Source organism: Thalassospira povalilytica, from assembly GCF_002844235.1.
Classification (GTDB): Bacteria; Pseudomonadota; Alphaproteobacteria; order Rhodospirillales; family Thalassospiraceae; genus Thalassospira; species Thalassospira povalilytica.
The window spans coordinates 440,411-465,285 of sequence record NZ_PGTS01000002.1 but is presented as its reverse complement, the minus strand read 5'-3'; the positions used below and the strand labels follow the sequence as shown (position 1 = coordinate 465,285).

At 53.9% G+C, this 24,875-nt stretch carries 25 protein-coding genes; 3 read left to right on the top strand and 22 right to left on the bottom strand.

Features of this window, described 5'->3' with window-relative positions:
- Positions 1 to 31 precede the first annotated feature (31 nt).
- Positions 32 to 997 carry a hypothetical protein gene (locus tag CU041_RS06440; protein ID WP_101246188.1) on the bottom strand — a complete coding sequence of 322 codons (966 nt, stop codon included), beginning with the start codon at positions 995 to 997 and terminating at the stop codon, positions 32 to 34.
- Positions 998 to 1,194: 197 nt separating this feature from the next.
- Here CU041_RS06440 and trmFO point away from each other — a divergent pair, with 197 nt between their 5' ends.
- Positions 1,195 to 2,541, top strand: coding sequence for a methylenetetrahydrofolate--tRNA-(uracil(54)-C(5))-methyltransferase (FADH(2)-oxidizing) TrmFO (trmFO, locus tag CU041_RS06435; protein WP_101246187.1), 1,347 nt, complete (start codon positions 1,195 to 1,197; stop codon positions 2,539 to 2,541).
- A 59-nt stretch (positions 2,542 to 2,600) separates the two neighbouring features.
- Here trmFO and CU041_RS06430 read toward each other — a convergent pair whose 3' ends face one another.
- From CU041_RS06430 to CU041_RS06420, 3 genes are all read right to left on the bottom strand, one after another.
- Positions 2,601 to 3,182 (bottom strand): hypothetical protein, encoded by a 582-nt coding sequence (locus tag CU041_RS06430; RefSeq protein WP_101246186.1) that lies wholly within the window; start codon positions 3,180 to 3,182, stop codon positions 2,601 to 2,603.
- Positions 3,183 to 3,327: 145 nt separating this feature from the next.
- Positions 3,328 to 4,173, bottom strand: a complete 846-nt coding sequence (locus CU041_RS06425) for a phytoene/squalene synthase family protein (protein WP_101246185.1) — start codon at positions 4,171 to 4,173, stop codon at positions 3,328 to 3,330.
- A gap of 5 nt (positions 4,174 to 4,178) precedes the next feature.
- Positions 4,179 to 5,351 (bottom strand): mechanosensitive ion channel family protein, encoded by a 1,173-nt coding sequence (locus CU041_RS06420; RefSeq protein ID WP_101246184.1) that lies wholly within the window; start codon positions 5,349 to 5,351, stop codon positions 4,179 to 4,181.
- A 109-nt stretch (positions 5,352 to 5,460) separates the two neighbouring features.
- Between CU041_RS06420 and CU041_RS06415 the strand changes: the two genes are divergently transcribed.
- On the top strand, positions 5,461 to 6,813 hold the full coding sequence (locus CU041_RS06415) for an NAD(P)-binding protein (RefSeq protein WP_101246183.1): 1,353 nt from the start codon (positions 5,461 to 5,463) through the stop codon (positions 6,811 to 6,813).
- A gap of 5 nt (positions 6,814 to 6,818) precedes the next feature.
- Here the strand turns inward: CU041_RS06415 and CU041_RS06410 are convergent, their stop codons facing one another.
- The 4 genes from CU041_RS06410 to yajC all read right to left on the bottom strand — a co-directional run bounded on the left by CU041_RS06410 (position 6,819) and on the right by yajC (position 10,364).
- On the bottom strand, positions 6,819 to 7,199 hold the full coding sequence (locus CU041_RS06410; RefSeq protein ID WP_101246182.1) for an Mth938-like domain-containing protein: 381 nt from the start codon (positions 7,197 to 7,199) through the stop codon (positions 6,819 to 6,821).
- Positions 7,200 to 7,325: 126 nt separating this feature from the next.
- Positions 7,326 to 8,255 carry a protein translocase subunit SecF gene (gene secF / locus CU041_RS06405; RefSeq protein WP_068519113.1) on the bottom strand — a complete coding sequence of 310 codons (930 nt, stop codon included), beginning with the start codon at positions 8,253 to 8,255 and terminating at the stop codon, positions 7,326 to 7,328.
- Positions 8,256 to 8,274: 19 nt separating this feature from the next.
- Positions 8,275 to 9,849 (bottom strand): protein translocase subunit SecD, encoded by a 1,575-nt coding sequence (gene secD, locus CU041_RS06400; protein ID WP_068519114.1) that lies wholly within the window; start codon positions 9,847 to 9,849, stop codon positions 8,275 to 8,277.
- A gap of 143 nt (positions 9,850 to 9,992) precedes the next feature.
- Positions 9,993 to 10,364 carry a preprotein translocase subunit YajC gene (yajC, locus tag CU041_RS06395; protein ID WP_068519115.1) on the bottom strand — a complete coding sequence of 124 codons (372 nt, stop codon included), beginning with the start codon at positions 10,362 to 10,364 and terminating at the stop codon, positions 9,993 to 9,995.
- Positions 10,365 to 10,725: 361 nt separating this feature from the next.
- On the opposite strand from yajC, the gene CU041_RS06390 reads away from it, so the two are divergent.
- Positions 10,726 to 11,589, top strand: coding sequence for an ATP-binding protein (locus tag CU041_RS06390; RefSeq protein ID WP_068519117.1), 864 nt, complete (start codon positions 10,726 to 10,728; stop codon positions 11,587 to 11,589).
- 64 nt (positions 11,590 to 11,653) lie between these two features.
- Here the strand turns inward: CU041_RS06390 and CU041_RS06385 are convergent, their stop codons facing one another.
- From CU041_RS06385 to argS, 14 genes are all read right to left on the bottom strand, one after another.
- Entirely contained in the window at positions 11,654 to 12,715 is a 1,062-nt protein-coding gene (locus tag CU041_RS06385; RefSeq protein ID WP_233433028.1) for a peptidoglycan DD-metalloendopeptidase family protein, read from the bottom strand.
- A gap of 78 nt (positions 12,716 to 12,793) precedes the next feature.
- Entirely contained in the window at positions 12,794 to 13,432 is a 639-nt protein-coding gene (locus CU041_RS06380) for a protein-L-isoaspartate(D-aspartate) O-methyltransferase (protein WP_371833729.1), read from the bottom strand.
- A gap of 11 nt (positions 13,433 to 13,443) precedes the next feature.
- Positions 13,444 to 14,211 (bottom strand): 5'/3'-nucleotidase SurE, encoded by a 768-nt coding sequence (gene surE / locus CU041_RS06375; protein WP_068519119.1) that lies wholly within the window; start codon positions 14,209 to 14,211, stop codon positions 13,444 to 13,446.
- 12 nt (positions 14,212 to 14,223) lie between these two features.
- Positions 14,224 to 15,498, bottom strand: coding sequence for a serine--tRNA ligase (gene serS, locus CU041_RS06370; protein WP_101246180.1), 1,275 nt, complete (start codon positions 15,496 to 15,498; stop codon positions 14,224 to 14,226).
- Positions 15,499 to 15,597: 99 nt separating this feature from the next.
- Positions 15,598 to 16,572: a twin-arginine translocase subunit TatC gene (gene tatC, locus CU041_RS06365; protein WP_101246179.1), complete on the bottom strand. Its 975-nt coding sequence runs from the start codon at positions 16,570 to 16,572 to the stop codon at positions 15,598 to 15,600.
- Between the two features lie 2 nt (positions 16,573 to 16,574).
- A complete protein-coding gene (tatB, locus tag CU041_RS06360) occupies positions 16,575 to 16,979 on the bottom strand; it encodes a Sec-independent protein translocase protein TatB (protein ID WP_101246178.1) in 405 nt (134 codons plus the stop codon).
- 35 nt (positions 16,980 to 17,014) lie between these two features.
- Complete coding sequence (tatA, locus tag CU041_RS06355; RefSeq protein WP_318271661.1) at positions 17,015 to 17,314, bottom strand: twin-arginine translocase TatA/TatE family subunit; 300 nt, start codon at positions 17,312 to 17,314, stop codon at positions 17,015 to 17,017.
- A gap of 105 nt (positions 17,315 to 17,419) precedes the next feature.
- Complete coding sequence (locus tag CU041_RS06350) at positions 17,420 to 18,463, bottom strand: ABC transporter ATP-binding protein (protein ID WP_068519124.1); 1,044 nt, start codon at positions 18,461 to 18,463, stop codon at positions 17,420 to 17,422.
- Positions 18,464 to 18,568: 105 nt separating this feature from the next.
- Positions 18,569 to 19,372: an SMC-Scp complex subunit ScpB gene (gene scpB, locus CU041_RS06345; RefSeq protein ID WP_101246177.1), complete on the bottom strand. Its 804-nt coding sequence runs from the start codon at positions 19,370 to 19,372 to the stop codon at positions 18,569 to 18,571.
- A gap of 16 nt (positions 19,373 to 19,388) precedes the next feature.
- Positions 19,389 to 20,261, bottom strand: a complete 873-nt coding sequence (locus CU041_RS06340; RefSeq protein WP_068519126.1) for a segregation and condensation protein A — start codon at positions 20,259 to 20,261, stop codon at positions 19,389 to 19,391.
- Positions 20,262 to 20,299: 38 nt separating this feature from the next.
- A complete protein-coding gene (locus CU041_RS06335) occupies positions 20,300 to 20,983 on the bottom strand; it encodes a site-2 protease family protein (protein ID WP_101246176.1) in 684 nt (227 codons plus the stop codon).
- Positions 20,980 to 22,065 carry a beta-N-acetylhexosaminidase gene (nagZ, locus tag CU041_RS06330; RefSeq protein WP_101246175.1) on the bottom strand — a complete coding sequence of 362 codons (1,086 nt, stop codon included), beginning with the start codon at positions 22,063 to 22,065 and terminating at the stop codon, positions 20,980 to 20,982. The genes CU041_RS06335 and nagZ overlap by 4 nt, the downstream gene beginning before the upstream one ends.
- The gene (locus tag CU041_RS06325) at positions 22,037 to 22,954 is read right to left on the bottom strand and encodes an SPOR domain-containing protein (protein WP_101246174.1); all 918 of its coding nucleotides are present in this window, start codon (positions 22,952 to 22,954) and stop codon (positions 22,037 to 22,039) included. The genes nagZ and CU041_RS06325 overlap by 29 nt, the downstream gene beginning before the upstream one ends.
- Before the next feature lie 3 nt (positions 22,955 to 22,957).
- Positions 22,958 to 24,709: an arginine--tRNA ligase gene (argS, locus tag CU041_RS06320; RefSeq protein ID WP_101246173.1), complete on the bottom strand. Its 1,752-nt coding sequence runs from the start codon at positions 24,707 to 24,709 to the stop codon at positions 22,958 to 22,960.
- Between the last annotated feature and the right edge of the window lie 166 nt (positions 24,710 to 24,875).

The window sequence follows — 24,875 nt, the reverse complement described above, 5'->3', positions numbered from 1 at the left end:
TTTGGACCCTGTATGAGCAGGTATCTTTGTCCTAACTGTTGCTTGCCACCCGGTTTTCGACCCGCCGCACAAGTGCAGTGCTTAGTCGTTCACTAAACCCGGACAGAAACGCAAAAACCAGAACGATTGACAGTTGCCGTCCGGCCGGTGACGAACTGCTGATCTGGTCGAGGTCGTCAAGATTATGCAAATCGTCAAGCGGAATGGGCAACATCCCTGCCCGCAGCGCGAAAAGCACAATCAGGGCGAAACAAAATCCCATGCATGGACGGAACAGAAAATTGAAAAAGACCGATGATGGCTCCATCTCGGCCCATGGTGTCTGTTTGCCAAGCCGCATCATCATGCTGGTCAGAGCCCCGATCGCGCCAAAGCTGCCAACAAAGAACAAAAGATCATAGCTGAACCCGAAAAGCTTGCCGTTTCCGGTACTGATGATGGTGTCAATCTGAACAAACAGCAGCACCGCAAAAATCAATACGATCGGCGACAGGGCAAGTGCCAGTGCGGCAATACGCAGACTTTTGTTGAATGCCGTTCGCAGGGTTGTTTGCGGTGATGACGGTTTCGGGTGTTCTTTGGCCTCGTCCTGCAGATCATGCAAATAGCCATGAACGAACCCGTCACGGCCCTGGTTAAGTGCAAGAAGCATCAAAATCGCATCTGACTGCTTGCGCTCCCGGCCGGGATCATCAAGGGTTTCGTCTTCATTGCGCCACCAACGCAAAAACGCCCGTGTAACAAGGGATGCGCGCCATCCCTGACGTGTTGCAACCACATATTCGATCATGCTTTCGATGTCGGTGGCGGTGAAATTGCCGTCATTAAAGCCGCCGAATGGAAAACCGACCCTGCGTTCACTGTTATCAGGCTTTTCATTGTCCTGCGCGTCGCATCTGTCCTTGTCATCAATGATGACGGGGCGCCGCCGTGGCACCAGACCGATAACCGGGCAATGTGTGGGTTCGTATCCATATGGGTGATGCGGGTAGCTCATGTTGGCCCCAGTTTCACATATGTTTGACAGAACGGGTCTGGCATTTATGACGGGGAAGATGTGGCTTTGTGAATTATTCATGCCTGCATGCACAAAGCCCACGGGCAATATGGCGCAAATCACTTGAAATCTTCCCCCATGCACCGCTATGTGTGTGCCAAGCATTCAAACACATTCTTCGCGAGGAGTTCGCACACGTGAATACGGTGAAACCTGTTCATATCATTGGCGCCGGTCTGGCGGGCAGTGAAGCCGCCTGGCAACTGGCCGAGGCCGGTGTGCCGGTGGTTCTGCATGAAATGCGCCCGGTTCGCCCGACAGACGCGCACCATACCGACAAATGCGCCGAACTCGTCTGTTCAAACTCATTCCGGTCCGATGACAAGGAATATAATGCCGTCGGCCTGATCCATGACGAAATGCGCCGTGCGGGTTCGATCATCATGCGGTGTGCCGATCAGCACAAAGTCCCCGCTGGCGGTGCCCTTGCCGTTGATCGCGAAGGTTTTTCGCAGGCGGTCACCGAAGCGCTAGAAAACCATCCGTTGATCACAATGGAGCGCGGCGAGATTGATGGTCTTCCCCCCGAGGAATGGGAACAGACCATCATTGCCACCGGTCCTTTGACGTCAGGTGCGCTGGCCGACGCCATCCGCAAGGTTACCGGCGAAGAAAGCCTGGCCTTCTTTGATGCGATTGCACCGATTGTCTATAAGGAAAGCATCGATTTCGACAAGGCCTGGTTCCAGTCGCGATATGACAAGGGCGACGGCAAGGATTACATCAACTGCCCGATGGATGCGGACGAATATAACCGCTTTATCGACGCCCTGATCGAAGGCGAGAAAACCGAATTCAAGGAATGGGAAAAAGACACGCCCTATTTCGACGGCTGTCTTCCGATTGAAGTCATGGCCGAACGCGGTCGTGAAACCTTGCGCCATGGGCCAATGAAGCCGGTAGGACTGACCAACCCGCACAACCCGACTGTAAAGCCACGCGCGATTGTTCAGCTTCGCCAGGACAATGCCCTTGGTACGCTTTACAATATGGTCGGTTTCCAGACCAAACTGAAATACGGTGCGCAGATCGACGTTTTCCGCACCATTCCGGGGCTGGAAAATGCCGAGTTTGCCCGACTGGGCGGCATTCATCGCAATACGTTCCTGAATTCACCGCGTTTGCTTGATGCAACACTGCGTCTTAAAGCCCGTCCTGATCTGCGATTTGCCGGTCAGATTACCGGTTGCGAAGGCTATGTTGAAAGTGCTGCGGTCGGTTTGATGGTTGGTCGGTTCACAGCTGCGGAAAAAGCCGGTGTTGCCATCCCCACCCCGCCGCTGGCGACCGCGATGGGCGCCCTTTTGAACCACATTACCGGCGGTGCTGATGAAAGCACCTTCCAGCCGATGAATGTCAATTTTGGTCTGTTCCCTGATCTGGAACTGACCAAACGGGTCAAGGGCCGCGACCGCAAAAAGCTGTATACTGATCGTGCCATTCCACTGTTTGATGAATGGCTAAGTGCGATAAATGCCGCCTGATATGACAAAAGCCGCATCTTCGGATGCGGCTTTTTCATTGGCACCAGTGCAATCCGCGACTAGTAGCTTTTCTTCTGACGGGTCAGTTTTCCGGTAACATCGCGAATTTGCTCACCATCGCGGAACCGCCGGAAAATCAGATCCATATTGCCGTCTTCGTCAAGTTTCCGTTCATAGACCTGCATCTCATAGCCGCCCTCGTCCGTGATATAAAGGGCGTGTATGGTCAAGGTCTTGTCAACGATACGGGCCCAAAAGAACGGCTCACCCTTTAACGGGTCATTGGGAATGCGTTTCCCGAACAATCCCGAACGCATGGCACTGCCATAAATGTCGGGACGTTCGGTCGAATAAAACTCGATGCTTAGTGATACGTTCTTTTCACGGCCATCGGCCTTGTGGATGACAGTCGCCCAATCAACGTTGAAACCGCGTTCTGTCTTGGCGATTGTAACGTCAAGATCACGTGCCTGCAGCTCACCTTCGGCATGTTCAATGGTCACCCCGTGATAGACTCCGACAAACGGATCAATACTGGCGGCCTGGCCCATTGATGGCAAAAATCCCATCAGGCAAATCACCCCGGCCAGCATCAGCCTGGTCAGCCAGTCACGTCCGGGTCTGGAATGCGGATATGCCATATGAGCCCTCATACTGGGTGGCTACTGAACGTTACGCCGCGAAATCAACGCGTTAATCACGCTAGCACGGACAGAACAAACCTGTCTTATCCTTTATCGTTAATGTAGATGATATTTTTGCAATATCCAGTCTGTCCGATGAAACCTAATATCGTTTCAACAGACCATTCACCATCAGACGGACACTGGCCGGGCGCGCCAAACCAAATTCGGCCGAGAACGGATCGAATTTCGCCTTGGCAAGTTTGCGCAAATATCCATCGGCCAACACCATCGGCAGGACTGCGGCATGTGCGCCCTTCGGAACAGCGCGGCGATGTTTGCGTGCTTCTTTGATGCGGCTTTGCGCAAGTTCGGCCAGTTCACGGGTCAGATTGCGAACTTCATCCTTCTTTCGAAATTCGAAAATGTCACTTTGTACGACATTGTGGTGTTCCATCCGGTCCTTGGGCAGATAAAGCCGTTTGGCGCGCCCGTGAAACACCATGGCGCGCATAATCCCGACCAAGCCGTATGCGTTGCCGGCAAGGCGCACGGCCTGTTGACCTGCTTCATCCGTAACACCCAGTATACGTGCTGCAAGAACCGCCATCTGCCCCGATGTTTGATCAATATATCTGTCAAGTTCCGCCTGATCTGCCGGTTGGCGATCCTCTAGATCGAATTCACGTGCCGCCACAACCGTTTCCAGATCGTCGACGGACAAAGCCCCGGTTTGTACCAGATCTGCCAGTGGTTCGACGACCTCATGCTGGCGGACCTTGCCTTCGGCGATTTCCGAAAGCGTATCGCGCCACCATTGCAGGCGGATATGGCCCAGCATGATCTCACTGACCATTTCACGGGTTTTCGAAACTTCCTGATTGAAGGCATAAAGGGTGAATAGGTCTTCGCGCTTTTCCGGTGCCGCAAACAGGGCACACAGAAAACGGTCGCGGTCGTGGCGGCGCGTATAGTCCGCGCAATGTGATAATTTTGGCGTATCAGTCATTCTGTTTATCCGATCTGACGTGCGGGTCGCTGATCGTTTTTGGTGTCGACAAGGTTATCAGGAAGGCTTTCGACATAAAGCGATTGGGATGGGAAGGCAAAGGCAGCGTCTTCTTCCTCGACGATGCGCTTGAATGCGATGATGTGGCGGTTGCGAATTTCACGCCATGTAACCCAGTCGGTGGTCTTCGTAAAGTAATACAGATCAATATTGATCGAGCTTGCACCGAAATCGGACAAATGAACCATCTGCGCAACATCCGTCTGTGCGACGTCGTCGTCATTTTTCAGAAAGTCACGCAGCTTTTCGACAATCCGTTCCATCTGTTTGGCTGTTGTGCGGTATTCCAGTCCGATGACCATCTTGATGCGACGATGGGTCATGCGTGACCAGTTGATCACGGGTGAATCCACAATCTGGGCATTCGGCATGGTGACAAGCGCCTTGGCAAAGGTCCGGACCTTGGTCGCCCTCAGGCCCACCTCCTCCACCGTTCCTTCGAAATGGGGCGTTTCAATCCAGTCACCGCGCTTATAAAGATTGTCCGCAAAGATCGTCAGGCCGCCAAAGATGTTGGCAACCGAATCTTTGGCCGCCAGCGCCACAGCCATCCCGGCAAGACCAAGCCCACCCAGAAAGGCCGAAACATCAATTCCCCATCCTTCAAGGAAGATAACAAAGCCGATCACAACGATCAGCGTTTTGACCCCGCGGATAAAGAATTGCCGCAAGTCGTCACCAAGACCGGCACCAAACCGCCCGATCAGGCTGTTAAGTGACACCGCAACCGGTTCGACAGCCCGAAACAGGGCCCAGAACACGCAAAACATTGCTGCGATATGGATTGCCTCGATCAGGGGCGCATCAATCGCCACCGGCAGGTCCAGAAGCTCTACGGCGAAATACGCGCCCAGCAACATCACCAGCACCTGAAGCGGCAAGGCAAAGGCATCAAGGACATTTGCAATCATGCTGCGTTCGGTTTGATGCGCGATGCGTCTCAAAACGCCAAGTACCCCGCGCACCAGAACGCGCTTGAACACAAAGAATACGAACAGGACCAAGACCGCACCAACAAGCCGTCCGACTTCGCCGCCGCCAAGCAGATCGACCCAACTGTTCATTTGGTCGATGACTTCGGTGTTCAGGCTGTCCAGTTCGTTTGAAATTTCATCCATGGCTTGTAAGCTGTTCTGCTGTTAAGGTTATTTTGTCAGACCGAATGACACGATAACGTGCAAACCAGTTAATTCTGGCCTTGTATAACAATTAAAGTGGCGCAGGCATATGGCATCCTTCACGTCTGGGAAAGTTCACGTTGTTGGCGGCGGCCTTGCCGGGGCGGCATTGGCAACCCGGATGGCAGAAGATGGTGCAGAAGTCGTCCTTTATGACGAAGGCGAGCCGTTTGAAAGCCGGTGGACGCGCGGCATGCAAACCGCCCCTGAAAACCACAAAACTGCTGAACCCGAGATTTTCTATGACCCCGAAGGCTTGGTCGCCGATTATTTTGCCGGTTTCCCGGAAATTCCCAAAAAGCTGATCCGACCAGCCCATTGCGTGATCGGACTTAAACGAGGCCGGCGCAAACCAGCCGTTATTTCACTTGATCACGGTATCGCGCGTGCGCTTGTTGCCCGGCGACTTGGCTTTGTCGCGCGGGCCTATACTGCCCTTGGTTTGTCGCGGCAACGCTTTGCCAGTGAAGAAAGCCGGGTTGATAACGTTCTGTCTTCGGGTGACTTCGATAGTGACGAACAGGCCAACCAGCCCGGCACATACCATCGCGATGCATTGGCGGTGTTGGCAGAAACATTGTTTTCTATCCCGGCACACCGGTGTTCGCGCGCCCTGTTGGCACGTGTTCTCGTTCCGAAAATATCCGCATTGTTTTCAAAGTCACACGAACCGGTATTTTCGGCCATTGATCCGATCATCCTCAATGACATTGCCCTTCCGACCTTGCGCGAACGATTTGTTGCCGCGGGTGGCACAGTGATGGCACGCACAAAACTTGGTGACATTGACAGTACATCGGAGTTCGCAACAGACTTGCTGTTTAATGACGATATTCAGGTGGTTCTTAAGCCAGGTGACGCCGTTGTGTTGGCGCTGCATCCACGGCCGCTTTGCGATGCGGTGCCTGATATCGGCATTCCACCGGCCCCTGCCCGCCGTCAGACCGTAGCCTTTGAAATGCGACGGCCATTTGCCGAACCAAGTTGCCTTCTGGTCAGTGACGACCTTGTCCGGGCAATCTACTGTCATCGCCGCCACGTGCAGGTCAGCCTCAATAGCAGCTTTCACATGCCGACCGACGGCACCACTGATCAGATTGTTGCCCGGGTCTGGCAGAGATGTCTTTGGTTATGCAATCAATATCTCAATGTCGATCTGCAAGCACGGTCTCGCAATGCCGACGGGATAGACCATCCGAAATTCAGCTTCATTGATGCCGAGGCCCCCTTCCCGGAATTCACCCCGGGCCATGCGGCTTTACGTGATCGTTTGCGATTGCCGTGGAAGAACCTGTTTCTGTGCGGGGAATCATTCCCGGCCGGCTATGCACCGGGCCCTGCTGCAATTTTTGCCAGCGTAAAGCAGGTCCGCCATCAGTTGCAGCACTATCTGCGCGGCTAGCCTTATCAAACCGCAATCAAGGCTGCGGCGACGCGGCGTGCTTCGGCGACAAGAACGTTGTAGGTCCGGCATGCCGCACCGGTATCCATCGGTTCGATCACAATGCCATGTTCCTTCAATGCGTGGCGCCACGCCAATGGCACCGGCATCAGGCGGTTGCCCATACCAAGCAGCAGAATTTCAATCTCGTCTGCTTTTTCGATCACCCGGGCGAATGAGTCGACCGTGATATCGTCCATGGATTTGACATTCCAGGAATAGATCGATTCCGGAAACAGCAGGACCGATCCATTGACGGTTTCTTCGCCAAAGCGGAACAGACCGTCACCGTAACTCGACACCAGATTGCGACCTTCGGCAACAAGTGGGCTGACTTCAAGTGACATGGCAATCCTCATATGGTCTGGTGCGCAGTTTTCCACCCGGTTCAGGCAGAAAGCCAAAAGAAAAAGGCCGGGGCGTTTTCGCACATCCCCGGCCTTCTTGCAAATTCTAGATCATCCGATCAGCGATCAGGCTTTTGCTTCCTGACCTTCTTCGGCTTCCGGAATTTTCCGTTTGAGACGCAACACAATCAGTAGTGGCGATGCCACACAAATCGATGAATAGGTCCCGATCACGATGCCAAAGATCAGCGCCATGGTGAAACCGCGGATCGCCTCACCGCCAAAGGCAAACAACGCAATCAGCGCCAACAAGGTCGTGAACGACGTCATGGTCGTACGCGACAGTGTCGAGTTGATCGAAAGATCAAGCAGATCCGGGATTTCCATTTTGCGGAACTTGCGCAGATATTCACGGATGCGGTCAAACACAACGACCGTATCGTTGATCGAATAACCTGCAACCGTCAAAACGGCTGCCAGCGTTGCCAGATCAAACTGCACACCAGTGATCACAAAGAAGCCAACCGTGATCACGACGTCATGCAAAAGCGCAACAACGGACGCCACAGCAAACTGCCATTCAAACCGGAACCAGATATAGATCATGATCAGCAGAAGCGAGATCACAACCGAATAGAATCCGGCTTCCTTGAGCTCATCACCGACTTTCGGGCCGACGAGCTCGCTTCGACGGATGGTTACATTTTCGCCAAGGGCTTCTGTAACTTTCGCCAATGCGGCCATCTGGGCCTTTTCGTCACCATCCTGACGCTGGAGCTGGATCAACACATCGTCAGCCGCCCCAAATTCCTGGATCGAGACATCGCCAAGACCAAGGCTGCCCAACTTGTCGCGCAAACCGCTAATGTCTGCCGGGCCTTCGGTCTTGATCTCAACAAGGATACCCCCGCGGAAGTCGATCCCGAAATTAAGGCCTTTGGTCGCAAACAGTGCCGCCGATGCAAGAACCAGCGCCATCGATACGATGTAAAAGATTTTCCGGAATTTGAGGAACGGGATGTTCACGTCATCCGGGATAAGATGCAAAGGTTTCATATCTTCCCTGTTCCCTTCCTCAAAGTACCAGTTCCGTCGGGCGGCTGCGCTTGACCCAGACGGAAATCATCAAACGGGTCAGCCAGATCGCCGAGAACATCGACGTGATGATCCCGATGGCCAGCGTCACGGCAAAGCCCTTGATCGGGCCAGAGCCGAAGCTAAACAGCACCAGGGCCGCAATCAGTGTCGTGATGTTCGCATCAAGAATGGTCGACATGGCACTGCGATAACCCGCATCAATCGAATTGATGATCGTTCGGCCGTTACGACGTTCTTCGCGAATGCGTTCAAAGATCAGAACGTTGGCATCAACAGCCATACCGACCGTCAGAACGATACCTGCAATCCCCGGCAGCGTCAGTGTTGCCTGCAAGACAGACATCACCGCCAAAACAAGGATCAGGTTCATCATCAGGGCGATGTCGGCATAGATGCCAAAACGTCCATAGCTGATCACCATGAAGGCAATAACAAACACCAGACCAAGAACAGCAGCGATTTCGCCAGCTTCAACCGAATCCTGACCAAGGCCTGGACCGACAGAACGTTCTTCAAGGATCTGCATTGGGGCCGGCAATGCACCAGCGCGCAGCAGCAATGAAAGATCGTTGGCTTCCTGCACGCTGAATTGTCCGGTGATGATGCCGTTGCCGCCCAGGATCGGTTCATTGATCCGCGGCGCGGAAATCACTTCACCATCCAGAACGATTGCCAGGCCACGCCCGGCATTCTTGCTGGTGACATCGCCGAAACGGGCGCCACCGGCCGCATCAAAGCGGAACGATACAACAGGACGACCGTCACTGAAGGTCGGCTGGGAATCAACAAGATTGTCCCCGGATACGACAATACGACGATCAATCAGATATTCGCGGATGCCAGCAGCCTTGTCCGACGCATCAGCAGCCGGCAGGATCATGGTTCCCGGCGGAAGACCGGTTGCACGGGCTTCAGCGGCCGTTTTCTCGTTATTTACAAGATGGAAGTTCATCTTGGCGGTACGACCAAGGATCGCACGCAAACGCGACGGGTCATCAAGACCGGGCACCTGAACAACAATGCGATTTTCGCCCTGACGCTGGATCGACGGTTCCGTCGTGCCAAGTTCGTCAACACGGCGACGCACCACTTCAAGTGACTGCGCAATGGCACGGTCGATCAATTCCTTGCGGGCAACGGCGTTATAGGTAACGTGGATGTTGTTCCCCTCGCCGCTCAGCTCCGTATTGGGTTCTGCTGCGCGGGCGATCTCGCGGGCTTTTTCAACATCTTCAGGTTTGAGGATGGTGATCTCGGCACCGTTCGCGGTTGCTTCGCGCGGGCGGTTGCGGATCTGTTCCTGGCGCAGGTCGGTGCGGATCGTATCGGCAAGTGCGTCATAACGTTCACGCAGGACACTGTCCGTATCGACTTCAAGCAGCATATGCGAGCCGCCACGAAGGTCGAGGCCAAGATTAATCTGCTTGCCGGGCAAATAGCTTGCCTCGGTCGGGAATGTTCCCGACGGCAGGAAGTTTGGCGCGGCGTATATCACGCCCAAAGCACACACCAGAAGGACCAGTGCTGCTTTCCATTTGGTAAAATAAAGCATGTGTTCTTTGACCGGATCTGTCTGGGTCAACCTTGGTCTGGTTCCAAGGTTCTTGGAACAACGGGTATTTTGTACCGCTTCAGGCCACCGGTAAAATGCAAGAAGGCGGAGCCATGTGCCCCGCCTCACTTAGCGCGAAGAGATCAGTCTTTTTTGGTCTCTTCTTCTTTTTCTTCTTCTTTGGCGTCGTTCTTGGCCGGTTCGGTTTTCGACAGAACTGTCGAAACCATGCCGCGTGCCACTTTGACTTTTACGCCTTCGGCAATCTCGACGGACAACTCGTCATCACCAACAACTTTGGCAACGGTGCCGATCAGGCCACCTGCGGTGACGATTTTGTCGCCACGGCGGATCGCCTCGAGCATTGCTTTATGTTCTTTCTGTTTTTTCTGCTGAGGACGGATGAGCAGGAAATAGAAAACAACGAAAATCAGGATAAGCGGTGCGAACTGCATCAGTGCGCCTGCACCATCTGCACCACCAGCGGCCTGAGCGTAAGCCGTCGAAATAAACATTAGGAACTCCTAATTCCTCAGAACAAAAAATATCAACTGCCGGAATATAACGGCGTACAACGCCAAAGCAAGGAAGAACCGGATATAAAGGCGGAAAATTGGAAAACATGTGGTTTGGATCACCTCGATCCCGAACCGGTCTGACCGTAACAAGCTGTTCCATTTGGTAGTCGGTATGCTAGTTTTCCCGCCAACAGGGTCTGTATTTAATGCAAGGACTGAAATGATCACCCGTTTTGAACGGGCCATGGTGCGACCTGCCCAAATAACGTGCGGGCTTGGTGTCGTGTCATTCGTTTCGGCAACCGGTTTTCCGCAGTCCCTTATGTCACCAAAAACAACAAACATCCAAGAGGCTTCGATGAGTACGGATTTCGATAAGTTGCTGCCAACGCTTGAACGGATTGCAACAGCACTTGAACGCATGGCCCCACCAGCACGAACCGAAAATGACCTGAGCGCGGCGGACGCCTTTGTATGGCAGGCCGAAACCGGCTATTTGCAGCCGGTGCGCAACGTCAACCGTATCGATATCGAGCTGCTGCAAGGCATCGGCCAGCAAAAGGAAATCCTGTATAACAACACGAAACGTTTTGCAGACGGATTACCAGCCAACAACGCCCTGTTGTGGGGCGCACGCGGCACGGGCAAAAGCTCCATCGTCAAGGCGATGCACGCTAAAATCAACGCAGAACGTCCGGCCGCCTTGGCCCTGGTGGAGATTCACCGTGAAGACATTCCCAGCCTGCCCGACTTGCTTCACATTCTTGAACAAAGTGGCCGCCGCACGATCCTGTTTTGTGATGACCTGTCATTCGATATGCAGGATGAAAGCTACAAGTCGCTGAAAGCAGTGCTTGAAGGCGGAATTGAAGGCCGTCCCAAGAACGTTATTTTCTATGCCACGTCAAACCGCCGTCACCTTATGGCCCGTGACATGATTGAAAATGAACGTTCAACCGCGATCAACCCGTCCGAAGCGGTTGAGGAAAAGGTTTCACTGTCGGACCGCTTTGGTCTGTGGCTTGGCTTCCACAACATTTCCCAGGACGTCTATTTCGAAATCATCGAAGGCTACGCAAAGGAATTCAACCTCGACATGCCGGTTGAAGAACTGCACGCACGGGCCAAGGAATGGACCGTTACCCGTGGCAGCCGTTCGGGCCGCGTGGCCTGGCAGTTTATTCAGGAAATTGCCGGTGAACTTGGCAAGTCGCTCGATTAAGCCGGTGCACAAGCGCTTTGGTGCCACATCAAAAAAACACCCGGATCTTTGTCCGGGTGTTTTGCTATCTGGAAACCATGACACTTGGCAGATATTTCAACGGGTCTGATGACTTGCGCCCGTTGCGGACTTCAAAATGAAGCTGCGGGAATGTCACAGCGCCGGTTGTTCCGACACTTGAGATCCGCTGCCCACGTTCAACAACATCGCCGCGCGCCACCAGCGGGTTTTCGGTATGGGCATAGGCCGTGACGAAATTGTCAGCATGCTTGATCAGGATCAGGTTCCCGAAACCGCGCAACTCGTTCCCGACATAGGTTACAACACCATTTTCGGCAGCAAGGATCGGTGTCCCGCGATTGGCCTGAATGTTGATCCCGTCATTAAACAGGCCACCCGTACCGGCCCCGTATTTCAGGACCACCTTCCCTTGCACCGGCCAGATGAAGCCTTTGCGATCGGCCGGCTCGGCAATCACGACATTCTTGCGGGTGTCGCTTCCTTCACCGGCAACCGGTGTCGGTCGGGTATCTGTGACCCAACTGCGTGTGGAGGCGATTTCGCGCTGTGCATCTGCGGCAAAGTCTTGCGGTTTGATCCCGGGTGTTGGAATATTTCCACCTTCTCTCGGGGCGACACGGGCGACCTGTGTTTGAACAGTCGATCGTGACGCTGAGGACGAAGTGTCTTTTTCAAGCGGAATGCTGACCACCTGTCTTTGACCGCCAATCGTTACTGTTTTCGTCGGCGACGAAGTCGATGTGCGTGCTGCGACGCTGGTTGGCGGCGAACTGTCATAATCTGGCGTCCATGGCGGCAATACAAGCCGCTGGCCCGGATAAATGACATAGGGTTTTCTAAGGTTGTTGCGGGCAGCAAACTGGGTAAAGTCCGTACGATACCGTGTTGCCAGCTCGGATACCGTATCGCCGGGTTCCACAGTAATCACCCGTTCTCCGTTTTGGAGCTTGGGCATGCTATAGGGGCTGTAGCTTGCCCCGTCGCCATAAACCACCGGCACAGGGACGGAATTCAGCAAACAGCCACTCAGCGCCGCGCTTGTCGCACAGACAAGCAGCAGTCGTTTTCCGCTATGAACAGCAAATTTGACACAATTTTCCATCATGTTAACGATTGTCTGCGAACAGCCGTTAACAATCGGTAAGCAAGCTTGTGATTTGACCCGATATTCGGTGAATTTGTTCTAGAATTCTTCTGTGCCGGGCAACATCGGAACAAAGCGCACCGGCATCAATTCGGTGACTTCAACCCCGCTTGGTGTGCGCAACACACGCAATAGCAGCTGCGTATGTGACACTTCGCCCACCGGCACCACCATGATCCCGCCAACTGCAAGCTGATCAACCAATACCGGCGGCACATCCTGGGCCGCAGCCGTGACAATGATACGATCAAACGGTGCCTGGTTTTTCCAGCCAAGTCCCCCGTCACCATGAAGGGTAGAAATGGTGTGCAAGCCAAGCGCACGGAACTGTTCTTCTGCCTGACGCAAAAGCGGCTTGTGCCGTTCAAGCGTATAAACACGGCGCGCCAGCTTGGCCAGAATGGCGGCCTGGTATCCTGATCCGGTGCCGACCTCAAGAACCTTCATACGGTCATTTAGCTCAAGCGCCTGGGTCATCAGTGCCACGATATAGGGCTGCGAAATCGTTTGGCCCTTGCTGATCGGAAGAGCAACATTTTCCCAAGCACGATCAACAAACGGCTCGGCAACAAATGACTCGCGCGGGACTTCCGCCAATGCACGCAAAACTGCCTCGTCATGAATGCCGTCATGGCGAAGCGTCTGAAGCAAATCGGCTATTTTTGATTCACGTGTAATGACCGGCTCGTTCACGGGAAAGCTTTCGTCAGGTTGTCAAAAGTCTCGTAATGGGTGAAATCAAGGCTGATCGGGGTGACCGAAATATTGCCCTGTTCAATGACGCGCAGATCAGCAGACGGATCTTCAGGCAATTCCGACCGGATGGCACCGATCCAGTAATATGGTTCACCACGCGGATCAAGACGTTCGGCAATATGATCGCCGATCTTGCGCTGTCCCTGCTTGGAAATCTTGACAGAAGCACCGCCGGGTGCTTCGTGCTCGGGGAAGTTGACGTTGATCAGAACACCTTTGGGCCAGGTATTTTTGACCAGTGTTGCTGCAACATCCTTCAGATATTTTTCCGCGATGGTCCAGTCGATCATCTCGCCGGAAAAATACTGGGAAAATGCGATGGCCGGAACATTCAGCAATGTTGCTTCCATCGCGGCTGCGACGGTTCCGGAATAGGTCACGTCTTCGCCAAGGTTTCCGCCGCGGTTAATACCGGAAAGAACAATGTCTGGCGGGCTGTCACGCATTACCTGCTGCAAGCCCAGAAGAACGCAGTCTGTCGGCGTGCCATCGACGGCAAAATGGCGTTCATCGCGCTTGTGAATGCGCAAAGGACGGCGCAGGGTCAATGAATGACCTGCGCCGCTTTGTTCGATTGACGGAGCGATGACCCAGACGTCATCGGAGAATTCCCGCGCAAGACGTTCAAGCAGCTTGATCCCCGGTGCATCAATGCCGTCATCATTGCTGATCAGGATACGTGCGTTGGTCAGATCAATCATGCCGGTTTTGCCTTAGCGCGGGGAAATAACCTCGAGACCGCCCATATAGGGCTTGAGCGCGTCCGGAACCCGGATCGAACCGTCTGCCTGCTGATAGTTTTCCATCACTGCAATCAGGCAACGTCCAACCGCAAGCCCAGAACCGTTCAATGTATGAACAAACTGGGTTTTCTTGTCACCAGCGGCACGGTAGCGGGCATTCATGCGGCGTGCCTGGAAGTCACGGGTGTTCGAACATGACGAAATTTCGCGATAACGTCCCTGCCCCGGCAACCAGACTTCGATGTCATAGGTCTTGCATGCCGAGAACCCGATATCGCCGGTGCACAGGATAACCGTACGGTACGGCAGACCAAGGCGTTCAAGGACGGTTTCCGCACAGCGTGTCTTGCGGGTCAGTTCCTCGTCAGACTTTTCTGCCTCGACGATCGAAACCATTTCTACCTTTGAGAACTGATGCTGACGGATCATGCCACGCGTATCACGGCCAGCCGACCCTGCTTCGGAACGGAAGCATTGCGTCAGCGCGGTATAGCGCAGCGGCAATTTTGCCTGATCAATGATGTCGCCGGCAACCTGATTGGTCAGGGTGACTTCCGATGTCGGGATCAGCCAGTAGTCATTGGTGGTTTTAAACGAATCCTCGGCGAATTTCGGCAACTGTCCGGTGCCAAACATGGCGTCATCACGCACCAGCATCGGCGTTACGGTTTCTTCGTAACCGTGTTCGCTGGTGTGAAGGTCGATCATGAATTGTGCCAAAGCACGTTCAAGCTTTGCCAGACCGCCACGCAAAATGACAAACCGCGACCCCGACAGTTTTGCTGCGGTTTCGAAGTCCATCATGCCAAGCTTTTCGCCAATTTCGAAATGCTCAAGCGGCTTGAAATCGAATTCTGCCGGTGTGCCCCAGCGATTCACTTCGACATTGTCATCTTCGTCATCGCCAACCGGCACTCCCGGATCAAGAATATTGGCAAAAGATGACAGCAACAGATCAAGCTGTTCGTTCAGGGCGGCCTGCCCGTCTTCGGCTTCCTTGATCTTGTCTTTGAGCGTGCCCATTTCGGCCATCAGGTCGTCAGCATTCTCGCCTTTCTTGCGAAGCATGCCGATCTCGCCGGAAATGGCCTTGCGGCGCGCCAGCATTTCCTGATGTTCTGTCATCAGTTTGCGGCGCTCGACGTCGATATTCATCAGACGTTCCGCGGTAATTTCCTGTTTGCGTGCAGCCATTGCTGCGTCAAAAGCCTCGGGATTCTCCCGAATCCATTTAATGTCGTGCATTGAACAGCACCCTGTCAGTCAAATATTTGTGGCTTTATACGATGGGGTGAACACAAGGTCCACCCCACCAAATCAGACGTTTCGGGATCACAATTCCAACTAGCGCGCGTTATTGAAATCGTCTTCACCATCATCACGTTGCGATGGTCCCGCAATTTGGGAGGAAGGCTTTGCTGATGACGTGTCTGTCAAGGATGCCTGACCGTCATCATAAGATGCCGCGGCAGCCGCCTGCTCATCCACACTGTCATCCGTGCCTTCTTGCGCATTTTCGGACGTCTCATCTTCTGACGAATCATCTTCATCGTCGTCGTCATCTTCGGCCGCCTGACGCTTCTTGCGCTCGGAAATCCGCGCCATGACGATCGAAATTTCATAAAGAATAATGATCGGAATGCCGAGACCAACCTGGGAAATCAGATCAGGCGGCGTCAAAATTGCCGCAAACACAAACGCGATCACAACCGCATATTTGCGCCGCCGTGCCAATCCGTCGGCCGTCACAATGCCCGCGCGTGCCATAAGCGTAAGCAAAACAGGCAACTGAAAGCAAAGTCCGAACGCAAAAATCAGCTTCATGACCAGCGACAGATACTCGCCCACCTTGGCTTCAAGCTGAATGGCAAGTCCCGATCCGTCGCCCGCATGCTCGAAACTCAGGAAGAATTTCCAGGCAAGCGGCATGATGAAGTAATAAACCAGCGCTCCGCCCATCAGGAACAGAACCGGGGTCGCAAACAGGAACGGCAAAAATGCCGACCGTTCGTTTTTATAAAGCCCCGGGGCGACAAAGGCCCACAACTGCCCCAGAAATACCGGTGCAGAAACAAAACAGGCCGCAAAGAAGGACACTTTGACATAGGTGAAGAACACTTCTGTCAGCGCCGTATAGATCATGCGGCGATCCGGGCCCATCTCGTTTGCCAGTGGCCTGACGAGGAAACCATAAATGTCCTCGACGAAATAATAGCAAACCGCAAAGGTAATAAACAAAGCCAGAACCGCCCAGGTCAGGCGGTTCCGCAGCTCTATCAGATGCTCCATGATTGGCATCTGTTTGTCATGCGATTGCATGTTCACGCCTGGCTCTCCGGGTGGTCGTTCTTTTTGCTCTCTCCAGCCGCAGATTTGGCAACAGGCTTTTCGGCTTCCACTTTGGGTTCAGACTTTGTGTCTGCCTTGGCATCGGCCGGTTTTGCCTTGGTGTCTTTTGCCTTCTCGTCGCCTTTGGGAGCGCCAATGCTTTTTTCCAGGAAGTCGGATCCACTGGTCGGCGCACTGCTGACCTGCTTGCGCAGATCATCGAGTTCGGCCTCGCGGATGATGTCATCAATGCCACTTTGGAACTCGCGCGCCATGCCACGCACTTTTTTCCAGTAGCCCGCCAACTTGTAAAGAAGATGAGGAAGCTCTTTGGGGCCGACGACGAACAACGCGACGACGGCCACAAGAGCCATTTCGGTCCAGCCGATATCAAACATTTGACACGCCTATCTGAAGGAAATCCGACAGACGATCAGGATTTCACGGAATCCTTGTCTTTGCTCTCGGATGAAACCGATGCAGAGGTCGTGTTTTCAATGGTCTTGGCCGATGCGGCTGCATCTTCTTCTTTTTCGTTGATGCCCGCTTTGAAGCTCTTGATGCCTTTGCCCATGTCACCCATCACTTTCGGCAATTTACCAGCACCGAAGATGATCAGGACAATCGCAAGAATCAGAACGATTTGCCAAACGCCAATACCCATAACTTCAATCTCCAAAGATCCATTCTGCCTTCCGGCGATATGCTCGGATAATGGCAGAAAGCCCCCCACTGTGCAATGCGACGGTTGGGTTAATAACCGTGATCACATACACCTGTTAATTATACCTGATCCGACAGCCTGCCTTGATTTTTGTCAACCCGGCAGTTCGTCTTATCACGACATAGGAAACACGAAGGTCATCTCGGGATCAAGCGTTATAGCGACAGATTTCTGATTTAATGTCGAAAAACGCCGCGGCACGCGAGCATGGATATGACCGCCGGAATGAAGGGTAAGGTGCATCAGATTGACCTCGCCCAGGGCGCGCACGGCATCAACATTGGCCAGAATGTCATGACCGTTGACCGCATCACCGATATGAAGCCCTTCGGGCCGGATCAGCACATCAACATCCGTGCCATCCGCAAGGCCGACATCATCAAGCACCCCGACCGGGGTTTTCACACTGCCATTGGCAACAACGGACGGAAAATGGTTCACTTCACCAAAGAAGGACGCGACAAACCGGCTTTCAGGACGGAAATAAAGGGTTTCCGGCGTTCCGTCCTGCATGATCTGGCCTTCATTCATGATGATGATGCGGTCCGCCATATACATGGCTTCCTGCGGGTCATGGGTGACCATCACCGTCGCAATGCCGGCATTTTTCAAAACGTGCAGTGTGGTATCGCGCAAGTCAGCACGGCGCGCGACGTCGAGTCCGGAAAACGGTTCATCAAGCAACATGATACGCGGTGTGGGTGCCAATGCCCGCGCCAGCGCAATGCGTTGCTGTTGACCGCCTGACAACTCATGCGGGAAGGCATGTTCGTAATCGGACATACCGACCTGATCAAGCGCCCTTTTGACAGCAGTTGACCGATCCTGTTCGGAAAAATGACGCAGACCAAAGGCGATGTTTTTCGCAACATTCAAATGGGGAAACAGGGCGTAATCCTGAAAGACCATGCCAACCCCGCGCTTTTCGGGTTCGACATATTCACCGGGGCGTGCAACCACCTGATCACTGACCGAAATCTCGCCGACCTGTAATTTTTCAAGTCCGGCGGCAAGTCGAAGTGCGGTCGTTTTCCCACAGCCCGACGGTCCCAGCAGACAGACTAATTCCCCAGGGGCGACATCGAAACTGATATCCCGCAATACCCGGTTTTTCCCGAACATGTGCGAGACGTTCGACATCTTAAGGCCGTCGGTCATTCAAATTCTCTTCTTGTTGCAGTGGCCATGCATCCAAAGATGCAAATGATTGGCGAAATCTTTCTGAAATTTAAGGTCCCCGCCCGCAGGATGCAAGCAGATGGATCAATTCCGATCATCATCCGGCGAATCAACATCATCAACAGGTGACTTGGTGGCTGAACGTTCCGCATCATCAAGCAGGTTGGGATTGTCGGAATAAATCGTTTCATCAAGATCTTCGAGGTTGCGCGTCGTAAGCGCCTCCTCAACGACCGCATCGGTCACTTCGCCATCATCGACCAGATCTGGCAATACATCGTCATCTGAACTTGCACCGTAACGTCCCATACCCGGACGACTGTCAAGCAATCCGGCAGCCTTGAGATCGGCAAGGCCCGGCAGATCATCGCGACTTTCCAGACCAAAATGATCAAGAAAATCATCAGTTGTCGCCCACAGAACCGGACGGCCCGGCACGCGTTTACGCCCCCGCGGACGGATCCAGCGCGCTTCAAGCAAAATATCAAGCGTGCCCTTGGACAAGGCGACGCCACGAATTTCTTCGATTTCCGAACGGGTTACCGGCTCGTGATAGGCGATGATCGCCAGCGTCTCGAGTGTCGCGCGCGTCATTTTTTTGGCTTTTTCGACTTCAATATGAAGGTCACCGGCAAGATCGACGGCGGTTCTGAATGCCCATTTTTCGCCGATACGATTAAGGTTAATCCCCCGCGCAGCATAGGTTTCCGACAAGGTCGCCAGAATGGCCGATACGTCCGTGCCTTCTGGCAGTCGGGCGGCAATCACGCGTTCGCTGACCGGGTCGGCTGATGCAAACAGGACGGCCTCGACAATACGGACATGTTGGAAATCAATGTCGGGTGCTGTTTCAACACCCTGGATTTCAAGCTGTGCGTCATTGCTCATCAAATATCCCTGCCCCTCAATCCCGAATCAAATCGTCGTCTGACGCAATTGGTCTGTCCATATCCCCGTCACGGCGCTTTTGCGGCGAGCGCAACAAAATCGGCCCGAAGACTTCTTCTTGTGAAATTTCAAGTTCGCCATCGCGACACATTTCAAGGCTGGCGACAAAATGCGCGGCCAGTGCCGATCGCGCTTTCAAAGGCGATCCAAGGCCGCGTGGCATGAATTCAAGCAATTTGGTCCATGTAGGCACGACGCGTCGACCAAACAGATCACGCAGGCGCTGAATGGCGTCATCCATCGCATAAAGGTCGAATGCCTCGATTTCCAGCGTCTTGCTTTCGGATGTCAGCATGATGCGTGCATATGACTTCAACAGATCATAAAGCGACGCGTCATAGACAGATGCCGTGGTGACCCGCACTTCTTCCGGGGCGCCGCGCGCGAAAAAGTCACGGCCAAGGTTTGGACGTTCAAGCAACTTTTCGCCCGCGGCCTTCATTGCCTCAAGCCGTTTGAGCTGGAAGGCAAGGAGCTCTGCCATTTCTTCGGCACTAAGCTCTTCGTCATCATTTTCCTGCTTGGGCAGCAGCAACCGCGATTTCAGATAGGCAAGCCAGGCCGCCATCACCAGATAGTCTGCCGCCAGTTCAAGACGCAAACCCTGTGCGGTTCTGATAAATTCAAGATATTGTTCGGCCAGCGCAAGGATCGAAATCTTGATGATGTCGACTTTCTGATCGCGTGCAAGTTCAAGCAGAACATCAAGCGGGCCTTCAAACCCATCAAGATCAAGGATCAGGCGTTCGGCAAGGCTCGGCCCGTCTTCATCGACGGGCTTCTTGTCAAACACCTCGTCCGGGATTTCCAATTCGAATTGGTCTGCCATCTGTCCCTGACTGTCCCCTGTCCTTCGCTGATCCTGTATCAGGCGAAAATATTTGCCAGAAGCCGCACCAGCGCATTGGCCGGTTCAAGCACCATCCACTGAAAAATCGGCAGGTCAATCCCAAGCTTGCTGGTCACGTATGGCAGCAAAAAGACCAAGCCGATCAAAATGATCATGCCGGTTTTTTCCATACGCGCCAAGACCCGTGCAACCGGCATCGGGGAAATTGCCGTCAGAACCCGCCCGCCATCAAGCGGCGGGATCGGCAACATATTAAAAACCGCAAGAATGCAGTTCAGCCAAATCGATTGGTTAAGCGTGGTACCAAGCCATTGATTGATTGATGGCGAAAAGTCGGGCAACCACACCAGAAGAAGGATCGAGACAATGGCAAGCAACACATTCGTTGCCGGACCGGCAACCGCCACGCCAATGATGCCAAGCCGTTGTGGGTGCAGGCGGTGAAATGCCACCGGAACCGGCTTGGCATAGCCAAACAGGAATGGTGCGGCCGTTATCAGCAAAAGCCCCGGGATCAAAATGGTGCCGACCGGATCAATATGGCGGATCGGGTTCAGGCTAAGCCGTCCCATCCGCTGCGCGGTATCATCCCCGAACAGCTTGGCGGCAAACCCGTGTGCGGCCTCGTGCAACGTCACCGCCAGCAAAACCGGAATGACCCAAGTAGATGCCGATACAATCAATTCAACAATGTCGTTCACTTGGCTGTGTCCTCAGCCTGCCAAACCGGTGCAAGCAAGTCCGCCAACCGGACCCGCCAATCCATCACCTGTGTCGATGACGGCACGTCGGGTTTGAATGCGGCAATCTGGTTGGTAAATGTTTGCGCGCGAACCAATCCCGCACCGGACAGCAGCGGTGCCATGGAAACCACTTCTTCCATCTCGGTCCGTTTGCCGTTGCAATGAAGCGCAATATCACATCCGGCATGCAGACATTCATGGGTGCGGCTGGCAATCGACCCGCCAAGGGCCTCCATGGACAAATCATCGCTGATCAACAGATTTTCAAACCCGATTTCGGTTCTGATGACATCATTGATGACCTTCGGGGAAACGGTCCCCGGTCGCTGATCGTCGATCGCTGTAAACAGCAAATGCGCCGACATGGCCGCCAACACATCTTTCATCTGTACGAACGGCGCGAAATCAAGCTGGCTTAGGGTGTCGTGCGATGCCGATACGACCGGCAGGTCCTTGTGGCTGTCAACAGCGGCCCGGCCATGTCCGGGAATATGTTTGATTACGGGCGCGATTGCCCCGTCAAGCAAGCCTGCCGCAACCGCACTGGCCAGTGTAACCACCTTTGTGACATCTGCGCCGTAAGAACGGTCGCCGACAACGTCACTCATGCCAGGAAACCGCAAATCAAGAACCGGTGCGCAGGTTGTGTTAAAGCCCGCTTCACGCAGATCCATTGCCATCAGACGTGCATTGATATAGGCCGCCTCGCGCGCGTCTTCGGGGTTTCGATCAAACAGTTCCCCAAACACGCCAGCCGCGGGTATTTTGCGCCAATGTGGCGGTTTCAGACGCATGACGCGCCCGCCTTCCTGATCGACAAAGATCGGAATATTGCTGTTTCCAACCGTATCCCGCAATGCAGACGTCAAAGCACGGACCTGGTTACGATCTTCGACATTGCGGGCAAACAGAATAAAGCCATAGGGATCAGCTTCGCGGAAGAATCCCTTTTCCCAGTTGCTTAACTCGGTCCCGGCAACACCCAGAATACAGGCGCGCGGTTTTTTGACTTCAAGGCCGGACAATGAGGCACCCCACATTGCGTTGTTTCAGATCACCACACAGCTTTTCTGCCGCAGCTGCATCGGCCAATGGCCCTGCCTGCAAGCGATAGAATACGCCCTTGTCACCAAGATCCGTACGCTGCACGAACATCTGAAGACTACCAAGCAAGTCTTTGTTTTTCGATGATAATCTTTTCCATTCGGCAGCCGCGCCATTTTCATCGCGCACCGAAGCCAGTTGAATGCGAAAATCATTCGTCGAAACCGCGTTTGCCGATGCTGGCGTGTCGCCAGACGCTGGTTTGGCAGGTGCTGCTTTGGTTTCGCGCGCAGTTGCTGCGGCGATTGCTTTTTGCGCATCTGTCAATTCCGGCTCGGAAATTTCTGGCGCACTTACGCTTGGCTCTGCTGCGGGGGCATCATTTGTTTGCGCTGCGTCCTTGGACGCAGACACTGCGTTCCCTTCGACAGTCGGGCTATCGCCACCCTCGCTCGCATCTGATTGCGCATTGTCGGCGACGGGCTCCTCAACGGCCTCTGCGGTCGCCGGCTGGGATCTCGTGACTTCGGGTGCACGCGGCATATCGGGAAGTTCCTGCAAAACCACATTCGCATCGGGATCAACGTCATTGAGTTGATCATAAACCGTGGTGTTGCGATGTGGCACTTCCATCCCCCCGGGATCATCGGGGCGGATTTTGATCGGCGACGGGTCAGGCAAAAGGATTGGCAATTTGCCATCATCCTGGATCGGCTGGCCCTGATGATAGAACCAGTACCCTGCACCGCCAAGCCCGCCTGCCACCACAGCCAGACCGAAGAACACGGTAATCGCCCCTTTTAGCATGCTTTTGCGCGCTGGCTTTTCAGCCCGATAGTGGGTTGCGCGTTCTGCATGAAGGCCACGGCCGTGTTCTTCGTTCATATCTTACATCTCCTCGACAGGCTTAACGCCAAGCACCTCAAGACCCGATGCGATCACCGTCGCAACCGCACGGATCATTGCAAGACGTGCCAGAGTCGCTGCCAGATCATCCGCAACGATGAAGCGCAGCGCCGTGTTGTCACGTCCCTTGTTCCACAATGCATGGAATTCTGCTGCAATTTCTGTCAGGAAAAAGGCAATTCGATGCGGCTCGTGCGCGACGGCAGCCTGTTCAACAATACGCGGCCATTCCGCCATACGACGGACCAGAAGTTTTTCTTCTTCACTCGAAAGCTGGCTAAGATCCGCATTGATCAAGGATTCCGGCGAGAAGTCCTGATCCGGGAATGCTTCGGCAGCCTGACGGAACACCGAATTCACCCGCGCATGGGCATATTGCACATAAAATACCGGGTTGTCTTTTGACTGCTCGGTCACCTTGGCAAAGTCGAACTCAAGTGCAGCGTCGTTTTTACGGGTCAGCATGATGAACCGTACGACATCCTTGCCAACGCGTTCGACAACGTCACGCAGGGTGACAAACGTGCCGGCACGTTTTGACATTTTTACCGGCTCGCCATTGTCAAACAGACTGACCAACTGACACAGTTTGACATCAAGGTCGCCCCCGCCACCGGTGATCGCCTTGGTTGCGGCCTTCATGCGTTTGACATAGCCACCGTGATCGGCACCGAAAATGTCGATCATCAGGTTGAAGCCGCGCTCATACTTGTCAAAGTGATAGGCAATGTCAGATGCAAAATAGGTCCAGCTGCCATCCGACTTTTTAAGCGGACGGTCAACATCATCCCCAAAATCGGTCGCACGGAACAATGTTTGCGGACGCGGTTCCCAATCGTCGGGTTTCTTGCCTTTCGGCGGTTCAAGAACACCGACATAGATGTCGCCTTTTTTCTCAAGATGTTCGAAAGCCGCTTGAACCTTGCCGGCTTTAACCAACCCATCCTCGGATGTGAACACGTCATGAGAAACGCCAAGAAGACGCAGGTCTTCCTTGATCAGGGCCATCATTTCGACGATGGCAAAAGCACGGAATTCCTCAAGCCATTCTTCTTCGGGTGCATTTACCCACTTGTCGCCGTCACGCTTTGCCATTTTCTGGCCCGGCTCAACCAGGTAGTCGCCCGGATACAGGCCTTGCGGGATTTCGCCGATATCTTCGCCAAGCGCCTCGCGGTAACGCAGATGCAGGGACCGGGCAAGAACGTCAACCTGTGCGCCAGCATCGTTGGTGTAATATTCCTTGGTGACTGCATAGCCGGCCTTGGCCAGCAGGTTTGCCAGAACGTCACCCACAACAGCGCCACGGCAATGCCCAACATGCATCGGCCCGGTCGGGTTTGCCGAAACATATTCGACATTGATCTTTTCACCTTTGCCCAGATCACTCTGACCATACGCGGTCCCGAGTTCGAGCACCTTGGAAACCTGTGACAGCCAGAAGCGGTCCGCCATTCGCAGGTTGATAAAGCCCGGCCCGGCGATTTCGACATTTTCGATGTGGTCGATCTCGCGCAATTTTTCAGCAAGCTTTTCAGCAAGATCACGCGGTTTCATACCAGCGGCCTTTGACAGCAACATGGCGGCATTGGTGGCCGCATCCCCATGAGACGCATCGCGCGGCGGTTCCACCGTCACACGAGAAGTGTCGCTTCCGGCGGGAAGAACACCATCTTTTTCAAGGGCGAGAAGCTGGTTCTCGATGTCGCTTTTCAACAGGCTGAAAACATTCATGACTTTGAACTTTGCATTTTCTGGTTTTGACCCAGCGGGCCTTTTGACTGGCGCCTGTTTTGAGCCATTTCGCCCCAAAACGCAAGTCACCCTTGATTAGAGTGATTACAGGTTTTGACATTTCAGCCATGCGCGCTAAATAGTGACTTAAATACTGCGATCTGAC

Coding starts and splice junctions, on each gene's coding strand:
- CU041_RS06410 (WP_101246182.1), bottom strand. CDS start 7,199: ATGTCACTTGAAGTCAGCCCACTTGTTGCCGAAGGTCGCAATCTGGTG.
- tatB (WP_101246178.1), bottom strand. CDS start 16,979: ATGTTTGATATCGGCTGGACCGAAATGGCTCTTGTGGCCGTCGTCGCG.
- secF (WP_068519113.1), bottom strand. CDS start 8,255: ATGAAACCTTTGCATCTTATCCCGGATGACGTGAACATCCCGTTCCTC.
- CU041_RS06340 (WP_068519126.1), bottom strand. CDS start 20,261: ATGGCAGACCAATTCGAATTGGAAATCCCGGACGAGGTGTTTGACAAG.
- tatC (WP_101246179.1), bottom strand. CDS start 16,572: ATGCAATCGCATGACAAACAGATGCCAATCATGGAGCATCTGATAGAG.
- CU041_RS06385 (WP_233433028.1), bottom strand. CDS start 12,715: ATGATGGAAAATTGTGTCAAATTTGCTGTTCATAGCGGAAAACGACTG.
- secD (WP_068519114.1), bottom strand. CDS start 9,849: ATGCTTTATTTTACCAAATGGAAAGCAGCACTGGTCCTTCTGGTGTGT.
- CU041_RS06440 (WP_101246188.1), bottom strand. CDS start 997: ATGAGCTACCCGCATCACCCATATGGATACGAACCCACACATTGCCCG.
- scpB (WP_101246177.1), bottom strand. CDS start 19,372: ATGAGCAATGACGCACAGCTTGAAATCCAGGGTGTTGAAACAGCACCC.
- serS (WP_101246180.1), bottom strand. CDS start 15,498: ATGCACGACATTAAATGGATTCGGGAGAATCCCGAGGCTTTTGACGCA.
- argS (WP_101246173.1), bottom strand. CDS start 24,709: ATGAATGTTTTCAGCCTGTTGAAAAGCGACATCGAGAACCAGCTTCTC.
- CU041_RS06430 (WP_101246186.1), bottom strand. CDS start 3,182: ATGGCATATCCGCATTCCAGACCCGGACGTGACTGGCTGACCAGGCTG.
- nagZ (WP_101246175.1), bottom strand. CDS start 22,065: ATGTGGGGTGCCTCATTGTCCGGCCTTGAAGTCAAAAAACCGCGCGCC.
- CU041_RS06350 (WP_068519124.1), bottom strand. CDS start 18,463: ATGACCGACGGCCTTAAGATGTCGAACGTCTCGCACATGTTCGGGAAA.
- CU041_RS06415 (WP_101246183.1), top strand. CDS start 5,461: ATGGCATCCTTCACGTCTGGGAAAGTTCACGTTGTTGGCGGCGGCCTT.
- yajC (WP_068519115.1), bottom strand. CDS start 10,364: ATGTTTATTTCGACGGCTTACGCTCAGGCCGCTGGTGGTGCAGATGGT.
- CU041_RS06325 (WP_101246174.1), bottom strand. CDS start 22,954: ATGAACGAAGAACACGGCCGTGGCCTTCATGCAGAACGCGCAACCCAC.
- CU041_RS06390 (WP_068519117.1), top strand. CDS start 10,726: ATGAGTACGGATTTCGATAAGTTGCTGCCAACGCTTGAACGGATTGCA.
- CU041_RS06425 (WP_101246185.1), bottom strand. CDS start 4,173: ATGACTGATACGCCAAAATTATCACATTGCGCGGACTATACGCGCCGC.
- CU041_RS06420 (WP_101246184.1), bottom strand. CDS start 5,351: ATGGATGAAATTTCAAACGAACTGGACAGCCTGAACACCGAAGTCATC.
- surE (WP_068519119.1), bottom strand. CDS start 14,211: ATGATTGATCTGACCAACGCACGTATCCTGATCAGCAATGATGACGGC.